This is a genomic window from Pseudomonas mucoides (assembly GCF_015461845.1).
GTDB lineage: Bacteria > Pseudomonadota > Gammaproteobacteria > Pseudomonadales > Pseudomonadaceae > Aquipseudomonas > Aquipseudomonas mucoides.
On record NZ_JACOPW010000001.1, the window covers coordinates 250,628 to 265,675 of the forward strand.

At 59.7% G+C, this 15,048-nt stretch carries 13 protein-coding genes; 6 read left to right on the plus strand and 7 right to left on the minus strand.

The window, feature by feature from the left end; translation table 11 throughout:
* Positions 1–37 precede the first annotated feature (37 nt).
* Both H8F22_RS01180 and H8F22_RS01185 read left to right on the plus strand, forming a co-directional pair.
* Complete coding sequence (locus tag H8F22_RS01180) at positions 38–553, plus strand: HvfX family Cu-binding RiPP maturation protein (protein WP_027925317.1); 516 nt, start codon at positions 38–40, stop codon at positions 551–553.
* 55 nt (positions 554–608) lie between these two features.
* Positions 609–1,307, plus strand: a complete 699-nt coding sequence (locus tag H8F22_RS01185) for a dienelactone hydrolase family protein (RefSeq protein ID WP_027925316.1) — start codon at positions 609–611, stop codon at positions 1,305–1,307.
* A 72-nt stretch (positions 1,308–1,379) separates the two neighbouring features.
* Here H8F22_RS01185 and H8F22_RS01190 read toward each other — a convergent pair whose 3' ends face one another.
* Both H8F22_RS01190 and H8F22_RS01195 read right to left on the minus strand, forming a co-directional pair.
* On the minus strand, positions 1,380–2,348 hold the full coding sequence (locus H8F22_RS01190) for a nitrilase-related carbon-nitrogen hydrolase (RefSeq protein ID WP_194939656.1): 969 nt from the start codon (positions 2,346–2,348) through the stop codon (positions 1,380–1,382).
* Positions 2,349–2,435: 87 nt separating this feature from the next.
* Positions 2,436–3,374: a GlxA family transcriptional regulator gene (locus H8F22_RS01195; RefSeq protein ID WP_194939657.1), complete on the minus strand. Its 939-nt coding sequence runs from the start codon at positions 3,372–3,374 to the stop codon at positions 2,436–2,438.
* Positions 3,375–3,637: 263 nt separating this feature from the next.
* On the opposite strand from H8F22_RS01195, the gene H8F22_RS01200 reads away from it, so the two are divergent.
* A complete protein-coding gene (locus tag H8F22_RS01200; protein WP_194939658.1) occupies positions 3,638–7,132 on the plus strand; it encodes a hypothetical protein in 3,495 nt (1,164 codons plus the stop codon).
* Positions 7,133–7,173: 41 nt separating this feature from the next.
* Here H8F22_RS01200 and H8F22_RS01205 read toward each other — a convergent pair whose 3' ends face one another.
* The 3 genes from H8F22_RS01205 to H8F22_RS01215 are packed head-to-tail and all read right to left on the minus strand — an operon-like array spanning position 7,174 to position 10,291.
* Positions 7,174–8,253: a putative urea ABC transporter substrate-binding protein gene (locus H8F22_RS01205; protein ID WP_194939659.1), complete on the minus strand. Its 1,080-nt coding sequence runs from the start codon at positions 8,251–8,253 to the stop codon at positions 7,174–7,176.
* Between the two features lie 39 nt (positions 8,254–8,292).
* On the minus strand, positions 8,293–9,240 hold the full coding sequence (locus H8F22_RS01210) for a hypothetical protein (protein WP_027925311.1): 948 nt from the start codon (positions 9,238–9,240) through the stop codon (positions 8,293–8,295).
* A gap of 1 nt (position 9,241) precedes the next feature.
* Positions 9,242–10,291, minus strand: coding sequence for an isopenicillin N synthase family dioxygenase (locus H8F22_RS01215; protein ID WP_407692644.1), 1,050 nt, complete (start codon positions 10,289–10,291; stop codon positions 9,242–9,244).
* A gap of 312 nt (positions 10,292–10,603) precedes the next feature.
* Between H8F22_RS01215 and H8F22_RS01220 the strand changes: the two genes are divergently transcribed.
* Positions 10,604–11,098: a PaaI family thioesterase gene (locus H8F22_RS01220; protein WP_027925309.1), complete on the plus strand. Its 495-nt coding sequence runs from the start codon at positions 10,604–10,606 to the stop codon at positions 11,096–11,098.
* A 27-nt stretch (positions 11,099–11,125) separates the two neighbouring features.
* Here the strand turns inward: H8F22_RS01220 and H8F22_RS01225 are convergent, their stop codons facing one another.
* Complete coding sequence (locus H8F22_RS01225) at positions 11,126–11,746, minus strand: cell wall hydrolase (RefSeq protein WP_027925308.1); 621 nt, start codon at positions 11,744–11,746, stop codon at positions 11,126–11,128.
* A gap of 139 nt (positions 11,747–11,885) precedes the next feature.
* On the opposite strand from H8F22_RS01225, the gene H8F22_RS01230 reads away from it, so the two are divergent.
* The gene (locus H8F22_RS01230; RefSeq protein WP_027925307.1) at positions 11,886–12,737 is read left to right on the plus strand and encodes a CAP domain-containing protein; all 852 of its coding nucleotides are present in this window, start codon (positions 11,886–11,888) and stop codon (positions 12,735–12,737) included.
* Positions 12,738–12,768: 31 nt separating this feature from the next.
* Here H8F22_RS01230 and H8F22_RS01235 read toward each other — a convergent pair whose 3' ends face one another.
* The gene (locus H8F22_RS01235; RefSeq protein WP_027925306.1) at positions 12,769–13,005 is read right to left on the minus strand and encodes a hypothetical protein; all 237 of its coding nucleotides are present in this window, start codon (positions 13,003–13,005) and stop codon (positions 12,769–12,771) included.
* Between the two features lie 200 nt (positions 13,006–13,205).
* On the opposite strand from H8F22_RS01235, the gene H8F22_RS01240 reads away from it, so the two are divergent.
* On the plus strand, positions 13,206–14,969 hold the full coding sequence (locus H8F22_RS01240) for an L-lactate permease (protein ID WP_027925305.1): 1,764 nt from the start codon (positions 13,206–13,208) through the stop codon (positions 14,967–14,969).
* Positions 14,970–15,048: the final 79 nt, after the last annotated feature.

Here is a 15,048-nt window from a genome sequence, read left to right on the forward strand (position 1 = left end):
GATGCCCCGCATTCCTGACCTGACGGAGATCTAGCCCATGAACACTTCAATCTCTTCGGCCGTCAAAGGCCTGCACCTGAACCTCGACCGTGCCGGTAGCTGGCTCGCGCCCCTGACCTTGCGGTTGTTCATTGCCTGGGAATTCTTTGAGTCGGGCCTGGAAAAATGGAACGGCGAGAACTGGTTTGCCGACATCCAGGACCGTTTTCCATTTCCGTTCGATCACGTGCCTGCCACGTTGAACTGGGAACTGTCGATGTGGGCGGAGCTGATTTGCGCCCTCGCGATACTGGTGGGTGTGGGCACCCGGGTCTCGGCGATCATCCTGATCGTGGTCACCGTTGTCGCCACTGCCGCCGTTCACTGGCCGGCCGATTGGTCTACATTAAGTGAGCTTGCCCAGGGTTACGCCATCAGCAATAAAGGCCACGGCAACTTCAAACTGCCGGTGATCTACCTCGCCGCCCTCCTGCCCTTGCTGCTCTCGGGCGCCGGCAAGCTGAGCCTCGATACGCTGCTGGCGCGATTTTTCTGGCGCCGTCACAATCGTTGAAATGCTACCGTGACACGCTTCACCTTCCACCTCACTTGCGTAGACAGGAGCCACCATGAGCGTGACCACCCAATGGATCGAGATCGACAGCGACGACGGTAAATTTGGCGCTTACCTGGCCATTCCGCATACCCAGCGTGGCCCGGGGATCGTCTTGATCCAGGAGATCTTCGGCGTCAACGAGCACATCCGCTCCGTCGCCGAGCAATACGCCGCTGATGGTTATCTGGTGATCGCGCCGGACCTGTTCTGGCGCAACGGCCACCGCATCGAACTGACCTACGACGAAGCCGGCTGGAAACGCGCCGTCGAGCTGATGAACGCCACCGACATCACCAAGGCCCAGGCCGACATCAAACTGGCCATCGACACCCTCGATGCCCAGCCGGGGCTGGATGGCGGCATCGCTTCCATCGGTTACTGCTTTGGCGGCCTGCTGTCGTACCTCACGGCCACCAATGGTTTGGTGGATGTAGCGATCGCCTATTACGGCGGCGGCATCCAGAATCACCTGGACCGCGCCGACGACATTGAAGTGCCTTTGCTGATGCACTTCGGTGAACAGGACAGCCACATTTCCCTCGAAGCCGTGGAGAAAATCGCCGAACGTTTCGACACCAACGACAACGTGGAAATTGTCGTGTACCCGGAAGCCGAACACGGCTTCAACTGCTCGCACCGCGACAGCTACAACCAGCGCGCAGCGGCTGAGGCGCATGGCAACACGCTGATCTTCCTGGCCCAGGAACTGTAAAACTGCCCTCCACGGAAAAGGCCCCTTCATCGATTGATGAAGGGGCCTTTTTTGTACTTCGCGTTTACCCGATCACACCGCTTCCGGTTGACCGGTGACCGCCCGTGTCGGCTGGGCATTGCGCTCATGCACATGGCGGTGCGGTGTGCGGTCGATGTTCAGGCTGAGGATTTCCGGACGGCTGTAGTGACCGCGGCCATCCATTTGACGTTTACGAATCTCGATCTGGAACAGGTCGATGTCAGCGATGACCTCGCCTTCGCCTTCAGTCAGCGCGCCGATGACTTCACCTTGTGGGTCGATGATCGCGGTGTAGCAACCGCCGGAGATCGGGCCGATCTCGCAACCGGTGTCGGCCATGATTTGTGCTTGCTGTTCCGGGTATAACCACGCCGTCGAGTTGACCACAAAGCACGCCGATTCCAGGGCATGCATGCGGATGCTGACTTCCATCTGTCGGGTGAACCGCTCACCGGCGAACGAGCCGGGGTACATCGAGGCGTGGATCTGTTCGCCGTCTTCGATCAGGGCATACCGGGCCAGCGGGTTGTAATGTTCCCAGCAGGCCAGTTGACCGATACGGCCAACAGCGCTGTCGATGGCACGCAGGCCGGAGCCATCGCCCATGCCCCAGATCATGCGTTCGTGATAGGTCGGCGAAATCTTGCGACGCGCCTGAATCAGCGTGCCGTCGGCATCAAACAGCAACTGCGTGTTGTACAGGGTGCTGCCATCGCGCTCATTGACGCCGATGGACACGACCATGTTGGCGTCTTTGGCCGCTTTGCCGATTGCATCGGTGGTTGCCGACGGCACGACAACAGCCTGATCGAGCAACTTGTAGTGCTCGGAGCCCATGTCGAATGGCGACTGCACAAAGGAAAAGTATGGGTAGTACGGCACGATGGTTTCCGGGAAGACGGCGAACTGCACGCCCTTCTCGCCGAGTTCGCGAATTTTGTTGACGACCTTCTCTACGGTGCCTTCACGGCTGTAGAGCACAGGTGCGATTTGGACGGCAGCGGCTTTGACGATGGTCATGGCGGTGATCTCACGGAGGGAATGGGCTTCAACGAGATCCAGATTACGGCAATCATATTTTGTCTTAAATGTCGAATACACCACTTTTCAGGACATCACCCGATTCGACCGCTGGATCACCTGCGGTGGTTGGCCGAAGGCGCGGATAAAGGCCCGACGCATACGCTCCCGGTCACCAAAACCGGTTTCGGTGGCGACCACATCGATGGCATGCCGACCGGTTTCCATCATCAACCGTGCGGCTTCCACGCGAAGGTTTTCGATGGCTTTGGCGGGCGATTGACCGGTTTCCGCATGGAATACTCGACTGAATTGCCGAGGGCTCAAATTCGCAGCGCCCGCCAACTCTTCCACCGACAACGCGGATTTCAGGTGCTGTTTGGCGTAGGTCAACGCCGCCTGAATGCGATCGGTCTTCGGCTCCAATTCCAGCATCACTGAGAACTGCGATTGCCCACCCGCGCGGCGGTGATACACCACCAACTGCCGAGCCACCGTGCGCGCCACCTGGGCGCCAAGGTCTTTTTCCACCAGCGCCAACGCCAGGTCGACACAGGCGCTCATGCCGGCGGCAGTCCAGAGGTTGCCGTCGTTGATGAAGATGCGGTCCTCTTCGACCAGTACCTTTGGAAACGCCCGTTGCAAGGCCGGTGCATGACACCAGTGCGTGGTCGCCCGCCGCCCATCGAGCAAACCCGCCTCGGCCAGCGCAATCGCACCGGTGCAAATCGACCCCAGCCGCCGGGTGGATTCGCTGGCACGGCGCAAAAACGCCACCATGCCTGGCGACGTGGGCCGGATCAGGTTGTCGCCCATCACCAGCAGCGTATCGAACGCGCGTTGATCGAATGCCTGGGTTTCCACGCCGAATCCGGCGGAGGTCTGCACCGTGCCCCCGTGCTCGGACAGCAGGGAAAGGCTGTACAGCGGCTCTTCGGCGGTGTTATTGGCCAGTTCGAAGGTGGCGCACATGGCGAGGCCGAGGACCTGGAAGCCTGGGTAGACGATGAGTCCGATGTGGTGCATGGGCGGTTGATCCCTTTTGACCTTAAAAGCGGCATAGATGATTTCAAGCCATCACTCTACGCCAGTTAGCGTGGGGGAAAGAATTCGGCGATCAGCGGATCGAATACTTCAACTTTGGTTATTTCACACTAGTGTATTAACCGCGTTACAACTTTCCGTCGCAACAATAGTTTCAACTACAGAAACTAACTCATGTTCAAAATCCAACTTGCCAATCGGGTCTATAACTAACGTGTTGCTGTCGGCCATTCGAGGGAAAGGCCATGGACATTAATAAGGACTCAGGCACTAATCTGGCGTTTTGGCTACCGGGTAGTGCGGTCATCCTCAGTCTGGTCGTATCGACGTTTGCACTGACTCGCGAACCGTTCCTCGAGCCGCGGCCCATCGGTGCGCAGTTTCAGGCGCAACTGCCCATTGAGGCGCGGTTATGGCAAGACCCGTTTGATGCACTGGAGCGCTATCGCAAGAAACTTGACGACATCAAGAGTCCGGATGCCGCGCAATTGTGCACGCCCAGGGCTTCCTCGCCGCCCGGAACTTCCACCCCGCCCGACATCATGGTGTCGTTGGTGGAAGGCGGCCCTTACGCCGACGAGGTCGAGCGCCGGCGGCGCACTCGCTATGCCCTGCTTGCCGGGTTCAAAAACTCCCACCGGGTGCCGGATCAGGAGCAGTACATCCATTGTTTGAGACTGGCCGCCGATCTCTCGGTTGATCCTTCGCCGGACCAACGCTTCATCGATGTGCCGTATGAAATATTTGTTTCCAATCCATTCGATCCACCCAAACCTCTTGAAGGCGCCCCCGAACCCGCCGACCACACCATCGTGTTCTGGCTCAAGCAGGACGCACTGGGTCCACGGCCATTGGAGCAACTGGAGAAGTTGCGTCAAAGCCTGGCGTGCAGCACGGTCGAAAACAGTTACCCATTGGCCTGCACCGGCGTGCCTGACGATCGTACGGTGCTCAAAGTCATCGGCCCCGCCACTTCAACCATCTTGCGTGGCATGTATCAGGATGAAGCCAACGCCCGGGCAACATCCAATGTCGAGATCTACTCGCCCCTGGCCACTGCGGACAACTTGACACTGAAAAACCACCTCAATGTTCCCGAGCCGCCAATAAAGAACAAACAACCCATGAAGTTGCTGCGCACCGTCAGCGACGACGGCACCATGGCGCAACTGACACTGGAGGAACTGAAACTGCGCAATGTCGATCCGGCCACCAGCCTGCATTGCAGCAAAGACAAGCGGCAGCGAAACGGACAACTCTGCGTAAAGAACAGTTGGCCGCTGCCGCCAGACCGAATCGCACTGATTTCCGAATGGGACAGCTTTTACAGTCGCGCGCTGATCGAAAGTTTCAAGGCCTGGGTGGTCGACAAGGCCGACCTGAACGAACGCGACGACAAGACAGCAGTCGACAAGTGGGTTTTACGTTACAGCTATCTACGGGGACTGGACGGACGCCTCCCCGAGGAAGCCGCGAGCAATGACAAAACCGCCAGCAGCGATGCCGGCAAAAACAGCAAGGACGCCAACAAAATTGACCTCAGCCCACTGGAGAAAGCCGACGGAAACTCCCAGTTCGACTACCTGCGACGCCTTGCCGACCACATCGCGCGCGAGGACGCGGTCTATCGACAAAACGGCGAACCAGGCATCGGCGCCATCGGCATATTAGGTGTCGATACCTACGACAAACTCTTGGTATTGCAGGCGCTCAAGAGCCGGATGCCATACAAGCTGTATTTTTCCACCGACCTCGACGCGCGCATGTTGCAACGAGGTCAGGCCGAAACCACCCGCAACCTGATTCTGGCGGCGCCTTATGGGCTGACGCTGACGCGCGCCCTGCAACAAGACGTGCCGCCGTTTCGCGACAGTCTGCAAAGTTCGGTTTTCGTGTCCGTGCTGGCGGCATTGGCACCACAACCCTTCGACGCCAAGTTTGCGAAATTTCACTATTCGAAATCGAACCTGCTCTCGCCCGGTATGTATGAGGTGGGTATCAGCGGCTTCATCCCGCTGGCCAGCCCGGTAATCCATGAACGCCCGACGAGTTGCGAGGCAGCGACCCTGCTGACCGTTTCGGATCAAGACATACGTCCTCACGATCTGATGTCTTTGAACTGCCTGCAGGATCCATCGCCACCGCCCTACCCTGATGCTTCTCAATCCATGCGCGAAGAATTCAAAAGAACCCAAGCATTTTTCTGGGCTGGGCCGCTGACGTTTACCCTTCTGCTACTTGGCGGGTTCATTGCCTGGCGATGGGTGTCGGGGCCAAAAATGGCCCACGAGACGAAGCTTGACTGGGTACGCGGCGTGCCCATGACGCTTTATATGATCGCGGCAGCCTGCGCATTTATCGCCACCCGCTTCTGGCATGCCGAGTTTCTCTGGTTCACGTTCGTGCTGATCCTGCTGGGCATCATTACCTCGAACTGGACCCGTCACCTCGACCAGCAGACACTGGAAAATAACGCAACGGCCAGCGCCAGCAGCGGCGTGTACGATTCGCCAACGTGGTACATCGTCGTCCCTCTCGTGGGGTTCGTGCTCGCGTTGATGCTGGCGTACCAAATGCGCAGCACCTTGACGAACAATGGGCTCGGCGAGCCGATGTTCCTGTTTGAAGGCATCAGTGCCTGGCCGACGGTAGCGCTGCGCGTCGCCGCCGTGCTGATCTGCCTTTCGGCACTGGCATGGGGCTGGCGTAACCTGCGCATCAACAGGGCCGAGATAGAAAGCGCCTACCAGTTGCACGCCTACATGCGCAGATACCGATTGGGTTTGTGCCGCCAGGTACTGCACTTTTTTCACAAAGGCAGGCGCTGGAGCTTTCGTCGTTGGTGCAATGAGTTTGGGCATTTCCTGTTGCTGATTTTTTTCCCGTTGGTCAGTACCAATGACAACTGGTCAAAGACGTGCACAACGTTCCAGGCCAACTGCGACGACGAACGAAATATGATTTCCATTGCGCGCTTCTGGGGAGAGCACTGCATCTGCGGAGCGTTCGGTGCCCGCCTCTTGCGCGCCTTGCTCGCGACCTGGGTGTTCATCGTGGTCACCAGCGTCTTGTTTGTGATCTGGCCAATGGAACAGGTTCCGGTGCGCGGTCAGTCGAGTTGGTGGATGTTCGTTTGGCTGATCCCGACCCTGGCTTTCCAGGTGCTGGTGTTCTGGGTCGTGGACGCCAATCTGCTACTGACCCGGTTCATACGGCATCTGAGCAATCACCATGCGATCTGGCCCGAAAAGCTGCAGCAGGAACACGGGAAGATTTTCGGCGTTCTCAGGCATCCCTGCATCGATGAATGGGTGGACTTGCAGTTGATCGCCAAGCGCACATCAGCGGTCAGCCGCCTGATCTATGCGCCGACGGTGGTCATGTTGATTCTGCTGGCGTCGCGCAGCAGCCTGTTCGACAACTGGCCGACGCCTCCCAGCGTGGTCATTTCATTCCTGCTGACCACGCTGATCCTGCTCGCGTCCGCACTGTCGCTGCGTCGGGCGGCCGAAAAGGCTCGTACGCTGGCATTGCTGCGTATCGATGCCTATCTACTGGAGACCCCCAAAAAGCCGGGCTACTACGAAAAATTCCAGATGATCCGCGACCGCATCGCCACGCTCAACACGGGCTCGTTCTCCCGCTATTCCGAAGACCCGCTGATTCGTGCGCTGTTGCTGTCGCTGACCGGCATCGGTGGTTCAGCCATTGTCGATGCCTTGAACTACGCCAAGTTCTGACCGCCAATAAGGGGGCGTTCCTTCGAACGCCCCCCGAACGGTCACAGCTGATTGGCCACCGCCATGTTCACAAACTGCGTATCAAACCGCAGCTTGATATTGTTCTTGTCACCCAACGTCGAGCCATCGGCGAATTGCATGCCCACGGCATCGGCGCTGGTCGCCGCCTGACCCAGCAAGCCCTTGGCAAAGGAGAAGGTGCGGACCTTGTCCATCGTGTGGCGGATCGCGTCGGAATTGGCGAATTCGAACGCCGTGGCCGGTGTATAGAACAGCATGGTTTGCGTCAGTTGATCTTCGTAGCCTTTGAGGTCGGTGCCCGAACGTTCAGCCATCGAGGAGCGTGCGGCGATGGCCTGGCCGTTGTCGCCAGACATCAACTGCAGCGTTTCGAACCAGGCACCGACCAGTGCCTTGCCCAGTTCCGGGTTGGCCTTCAGGGTCTCGGTGTTGACGGCCATCATGTCGATGATCTCGCCCGGGATTTCCTTGGAGGTGAACACTTCCACCGCCGTTGGTGACTGTTTCATCACCATGCTCAGTTGCGGGTTCCACAGCGCCGCTGCGGTCACGCCGGGGGTGGTGAAAGACGCCACGGCATCGGCGTCCGAGGTGTTCATGATCTTGATGTCCCGCTGCGACAGGCCATGGATGTCCAGGGCCCGGGACATCAGGTAGTCGGAGACCGACAGCTCCACCAGGTTGACCTGTTGGCCCTTGATGTCGGCGAAGGTCTTGCCGTGTTTGAGCACGATGGCATCGTTGCCGTTGGAATAGTCGCCGAGGATCAGGCCGGTGGTGTCCACGCCATTGGCACTCGGAATGGTCAGGGCGTCCATGTTGGTCATGCCGCAGGCGTCGAACGCGCCAGCCGCGTATTGGTTGATCGACTCAATGTAGTCGTTGAGCTGCACCAGTTCGATCTTGATCCCGTACTTCTTCGCCCACTTGTCGATGATCCCGTGTTCACTGGCGTAACCCCAGGGCATCCAGCCGGAATAGATCGACCACGCCACCTTGAACTCCTGCTTTTTCTCCGCCGCCGAAGCGCCGAACGCGAGACAGGAGACGGCCAGCAACACCGCTGCGAAACGGTAAAACACGCACGAGAATGCCTTCATGGAAACCTCACGGGTTATGAAATGGGTGACGCGTTGATGTCAAACGAGCGGCTGGGTGTAGCGGCTCAAGGTCGGGGATTCACGTGCGTACCATTGCGCGGCGCTGGCGGTGAATCCGGTGGTTTGTGTGTAGCTGACGTCGGGTTCCAGGGTGTCGATGACGAACAGGCGTTCTCGGGCAACGCCATCGACGGCGACTGATTGCGAGACGTGCTTGCCGTCGGCCAGCCGCTCGAAACCCTCCAGTGAAATTAGCGGCTGACCGACACGCCCGGCGCAGGTGGAAAGCGTCACTTTGTAGCCTGTTTCGAGAGAACCTTCGGCCACCGATGTCTCAAAGTTGAATGCACGCTTGAGCCATTGCGGGTCTTCACCGTGGCGGGCGATCAGATCCCGCAGCGGTTCGCCCTCAGGACTGGATTCGAGCGGATCAGCCCGCCCGAGCACCAACGCCGCATGCTCACCGCAGACGATCAAACCACCGCCACGGTGCAGCACAAAACCGCTCAGCACCTCTCGTTCCTCAATCAAGCGCAAGCCGATCAACGCACCCGACTTTGATACCTGGAGTCGCCAGTCCTCGACATAGGCCCCACTGGGGGAAAACTCGATCATGCAGTTGCCGATGCGCTTGAGCACACCGGGCTCGGGCCAACGGTTATGCAACTGTAACGAGGTGTCGGTGTGCCAATTCAACACGTCGCCTTCCCATGAACACAACGCTTCCCAGCCTTCGTAATTGGCCAGGGTCTGCAGTTCTTCGGCACTGTATTCCAGCAGCGGTTTGGCCGGCACTTGTTGGCCTTCCAGCGGCAGGCGCAGATCGATGGTGAAGTGGCGGCTTTGAAACCAGCAGACGTGGGTGTCCACGTCAGTCAGGCCGTCAGCGAAACTGATCGAGCGGCGTTTGTAGAAGCCGAGCATCCAGTCCGGTACGCCATCAGCGGCGGGTTGCGGATGTTGGGTAACGAGATCCAGCAGATTCATCTCAAGCCTCCCCCGCCATGGCGACGCGACCAAACGAAGACAAACCCTTGGCGCCGTCGGGCAGGCTCAACTCGCCGGCGGCCAGTCGCTGTTTGAGGTAGCGGAAGGTTTGCAGGGTTTGCGCGTAGAGGTGATCGCCGCAGACGTGTGGCCCATAACGGCTGGGGGTTTGCGGGTCGAGCAACTGTGCGATGGGCTCGATCACCGTGTCGTAGTCACAGGCGCAAAACATCGGGAAGGCGTAGCGCTCCTGAGCGACTTTGCGCACCCGGTGAGCGGTGGCGACGTAGCGGCCGTTGCTCAGCACTTCCATCATGTCGCCGATGTTGATCACAAACGCACCGTCCACCACCGGCACGTCGATCCACTGCCCGACCCCGTTCAACACTTCAAGGCCCGGTGCAGTCGGCAGCAGGATGGTGAAGCATTCGTAATCGGTGTGCGCGCCGATGCCGGGGCGATCCACCGGGGCATTCGGCGAAAAGGGATAGTGGATCAGGCGCAGTTGGCTCGGCGGGTTGTTCACCCGCTGGCTGATGGCATTTTCCGGCAGGCCCAGCGCCAGTGCGAAGCCGCGAAACAAGGTGAGGCTGAGATTGAACACCGCGTCGTAGTAGACCTTGATGTCGTCCTTGAAACCCGGCAAGACCGGCCAGCGATTCGGCCCAAGCATCGGCCGTCGCCCCAGCGGCGACGCATAATCGAAGCCGACGTCGAAGGCTTCCTTGTGGTCGATAGCCCCTTCGACAAATTGCTCCTCACCTTCGGGCACATAGCCGCTGTGATTGCTCGACAGTCCGATGTAGTCCTGCATTTTCTGCTCGGTCGACTGGGCGAAATATTCCGCTGCCCGTTGCTTGAGCCGATGGATGATCTGCGGGTCGATACCGTGCCCGGTCACATAGAGAAACCCGGCTTGCGAGGCGGCGTCGCCCAAGGCAATCGCTGCGTTTATGCGTTCGGATGCGAGGTTCGAAAACAGCCCGCTGATGTCGACGAGGGGCAAGGTTTCAAAGGCTGAATGAGGGGCAATTCGAGGCATGGGCGCCATAAGTAACCTCCTGATGATTAGTCAAAATGTCACCTGGTCGTCCAGATATCGCACAGCCGTGAGGCCTCCGGGTCGTCCCGGATCATTCGCACCGAAAAAGGTGCGCTGTGACAGGAGCAATGTGCATGCCACGTTTGCGCCCGACTTGCATCACCGCGCTATCTCATTGATTTGAAAGCACCGGTGCCCGTATGGGAAAGCCGATGGCGCTCGGCGTGCGCTGTTAAAAAAGCACCAGGATGGCGCAATGGACTTCCCCTCGTTCCAGCGCTTTAATCGCAGACGGACTTCAAGGCACAACAAGGGATCACCATGCTCGATATCTCCATGCAGGACCGCGCCGCACCGGATGGCGTGTGCTACGGCTGCGGCAGCCGCAACCCTCACGGATTGCACGTCAAGAGCCACTGGCACGAGGACGGCGTCCACGTCGTCGCCGAGCACCTGCCCGAGGCCAAATACTGTGGCTGGCCGGATCTGGTGTACGGGGGCTTGATTGCGATGTTGGTGGATTGCCATTCGAACTGGACAGCCATGGCGTATCACTACCGGGCCGAAAACCGCGAGCCGGGCTCCCTGCCGCGCATCGACTGCGTGACTGGCAACCTGGGCATCAAGTTCATCAAGCCGACGCCGATGGGCGTTACGCTGACCTTGCGCGCCAGGGTTGAGGGCGAGGTCGGGCGCAAGACCCGCGTCATCTGCGAGGTCTATGCCGACGGCGTGCTCACGGCGGTGGGCGACTCAGTGTTTGTCCGGGTCGATACCGGGCAACTGGCCGCCGCAGCGCATGGTCGCGAGGCTTAAGTGCTGTGAGCCTCTGGGTCGGCCGAGCTACTTCGCCGACCCGTCATGGGGCTTGTAGAACACGAACAAACCGATGCTCGCTGTTTTGATGTACTCCTTGGCCCAGACCGGTTTCACCGTCTTGTCGTGAAAATACATCGCGCCGCCGGTGCGATCCGGCAGTTGCTTGTTCAGCGCCTTGCGCGCGATTTCCTTGGCCAGCGCATATTGCGTTTCTTCCTGGACCGAGTCCGATTTCCCGTCGCACCACCAGGAGAACTGGCAGCTCTTGGTTTCGGAACCTTGCTTGACCACTGCGCACACCGTATCGGGAAAACCCTCGTGGCCGAGGCGGTTCATCACCACGTTGGCCACCGCTTCCATATCGGCCGTGTCCTTGCCTTTGGCCTCCCAGTAGATGGAGCGCGCCATGCAGGTAATCGCGTCGTCCAGCGGCGCCGTGCCGGCCGGGTCGACGGCCTGGACTTCGGACTGGGTGATGGCCTCGGACTTGGGCACCGGCACATTACTGCTCTTCTCGGCGGCCTTCTGTTCAAGCACCTGCGCCTTGTCTTGCGCAACCTCCTTTTTTTGTTGTTGATCGTCCGCCATGGACTGACCGGTAAGTAGACACAGAGCGAGAAACGCGGCGATGCATTTAGCGGGCATGGTGCAAACACTCTGAAAGGTGTCGGATTAGGGTAGTAGCCAAATCATATCAACTACTCAGCAACAAACTGCAAAAAGCCATTGCCTTGTACGGGGGGAATTCGCGCATCATGGGCGCAGTCCGTCCAAGGGGGTTTCCATGCACGTCTTTTCATCCGCTATGCGCTTGTCGGGGTTGTCGTTGGGTCTGGTGCTTGCCACAACGGCCATGGCGTCCGAGGAATCGCAACTGGCCGATTCGATCAACGCCTTTCGCAGCCTGCCGCAGAGTTGCGCCGGTCAGGTCTCGCCGGAGTTGCCACCATTGACCAGCGATCCGCGCCTGATTTTGCCGGCCAGCGGGCAGGTCGACTTGCAGCAGGCCATGGTGCGTGCGTCGTACCCGATGCTCCATGTGCAGGCGATATCCCTGACCGGCCCGCGTGATGCGCAATCGGCAATGATGGCGATACAGGAAAGCTTCTGCCAGGTGGTGCTTAACCTGAAATTCGTCGACATCGGCGTCAGCCGCCAAGGCAACGACTGGCGCATCGTGCTCGCCCGCCCGCTGTTGACCGCGCGCCTGGGTGATGCCGCCGCCGAAGGCCAGAAGCTGTTGGTCGAGCTCAATGCCGCGCGCAGCAAACCCCGTCAGTGCGGCGCCCAGTCATTTGCCGCGACCACGCCGCTGGCCTGGAACGCCACCCTCGCGTCCGCCGCCGAAACCAACTCGCGGGCCATGGCCAACGGCAACTATTTTGATCACAAGGACCGCGACGGCCGCACGCCAGGGGATCGCGCGGAACTGGCGGGTTACAACTTTCAGCAGATCGGCGAGAACATTGCCGCCGGGCAAGACACCGTGCGTAAAGTGGTCGACGGCTGGCTGGCCAGCCCCGGTCATTGCGCCAACCTGATGAACCCACAGTTCCGTGAGCTCGGCGCGGCTTACGCGAACGATCCGAAAAGCGATGCAGGCATCTACTGGACGGCCATGTTCGGTACGCAATAAGGATGATGAACAGAGCGGTGACGAGCCGCTCTTACAACGTTTGCTGACTGTTGCCGACGGTCTTGGCTTGCTCGATGGCCCAGTCCATCGCCGCCTCCATGTCCAGCAGGTGCGGGGACGGATGGTGGTTTTCTTCGATCACCGAACCGTCCGGCCGGTACACCCCGATGAGCATTTTCAGGGAGCCGTCTTTCAGTATCTCGGCTGTGACTTTGATCGAGCATCCGTTGGAAAGCGTCTCCTTGTGTTCCTCGTGGCGTTCAGTCATTGCTGTCTCCCCCGCGTGGTGAGTGGATCGGGTCAGTCATCCCTCTGAGCGTAGTAGAAGTTCGCCCGGAATCATCGCCGGCCACGGCACGTTTCAATGGCGACGAACCTGCCGAGACAGCGGCGTAATGCCACCTATACTGCATTTCACCAACCCCGCCCGGGGCCTGCGCTACCCACAATAAAAAGCAGAGGTGGAACATGGTCTGGCAGCAAATCTACGATCCCTTCGGTAACCCGGTCATTTCAACCCTCATGGCCGCCGTGCCGGTGGTGGTGATGCTGACCTCCCTGGCGTTTTTCCACATCAAGGCGCACATGGCGGCGCTGCTTGCACTGGGCTCCGCCCTGCTGATCGCGATCTTTGCCTTCGGCATGCCGGCCAACATGGCGGGCTCGGCGGCGTTGTTCGGGGCGGCCAACGGCTTGCTGCCGATTGGCTGGATCGTGCTCAACATCATCTTCCTGCACCGACTGACCACCGAGAACGGCTCGTTCAAAGTGCTGCAGGATTCCCTGGCGCGCATCACCGACGATCGACGCCTGCAACTGCTGCTGATCGCCTTCTGCTTCGGTGCGTTTTTTGAAGGCGCGGCCGGCTTCGGCACGCCCGTGGCGGTGACCGGTGCGATTCTGATCGGCTTGGGCTTCTCGCCTTTGGCCGCTTCGGGCCTGGCCTTGATCGCGAATACCGCACCAGTGGCGTTCGGCGCGCTGGGCACACCGATCATTACCCTGGCCAAAGTCACCGGACTGGATGAAATGGAGCTGTCGATGATGGTCGGTCGGCAGCTGCCGTTCTTCTCGGTGCTCGTACCGTTCTGGTTGATCTGGGCGTTCGCCGGTTGGCGAAAAATGCTGGAGATCTGGCCGGCGATCCTCGTGGCCGGCGTCAGCTTCGCGGTCCCGCAATTCCTTGTGTCCAACTACCACGGCCCGATGCTCGTGGACGTGATCGCCGCGCTGATTTCCATGGCCTGCCTCACGGGTTTCCTCAAGGTCTGGAAACCGGCCACGGTCCACACCTCGGCCGCCCTGACCGGGCGTGTCGACAACTCGAAAATCGATGCCGAACATGAGCAACCACCGGCGGTCGGCGGGACCTTCTCCGGCGATGCAAAACCGGCGGTGATGCGCGCCTGGATGCCGTGGATCATCCTCACGATCTTCGTCTTCGCCTGGGGCACCCAGGGTTTCAAAAACATGTTCGATACCCGCCCGGCGATCGATCCGCAGACCCAGTCGGTCAAGCTCGACCCGCAGGGCAAACCAATGCGCGAAGCCAACCCGATCTTCTCGCCGGCCCTGACCTTCACCACCCTGCACCTGCAAGTCGAGAAGGTGCCACCGGTGGTGCCGGCACCGAAAACCGAAGAGGCGATCTACAAGTTCACCTGGTTCACCGCCACCGGCAGCGGCATCTTGCTGTCCGCCATCCTCGGCGGGCTGCTGATGGGCTACTCGATCCCGCAACTGGCTCGCCAATACCTGCGAACACTGTGGGTGGTGCGCTACTCATTGATCACCATCGCGGCGATGTTGGCCTTGGGTTACCTCACGCGTTACTCGGGACTGGACGCGACCATGGGCCTGGCCTTCGCCGCGACCGGCATTTTCTACCCGATGTTCGGCACCCTCCTCGGCTGGCTCGGCGTGGCGTTGACCGGCTCGGACACCGCGTCCAACGTGTTGTTCGGCGGCTTGCAACGGGTAACGTCCGAACAGCTCGGGATCAGCCCGGTGCTGATGGCGGCGGCGAACAGCTCTGGCGGGGTCATGGGCAAAATGGTCGACGCGCAGTCGATTGTGGTCGCGTCCACGGCAACACGCTGGTACGGGCATGAGGGGGAAATTCTGCGGTATGTGTTCTTCCACTCGATTGTGCTGGCGATTCTGGTCGGCGGGCTGGTGACGTTGCAGGCGTATGTGGCACCGTTCAGTCATATGGTGGTGGGTGGGCATTAACCCTCATTGTGCATGCCCGGGCGCATTGCCCGGGTGGTGTGCCAAACACTGCTTTACTGATTCAAATTCTGATTAAACG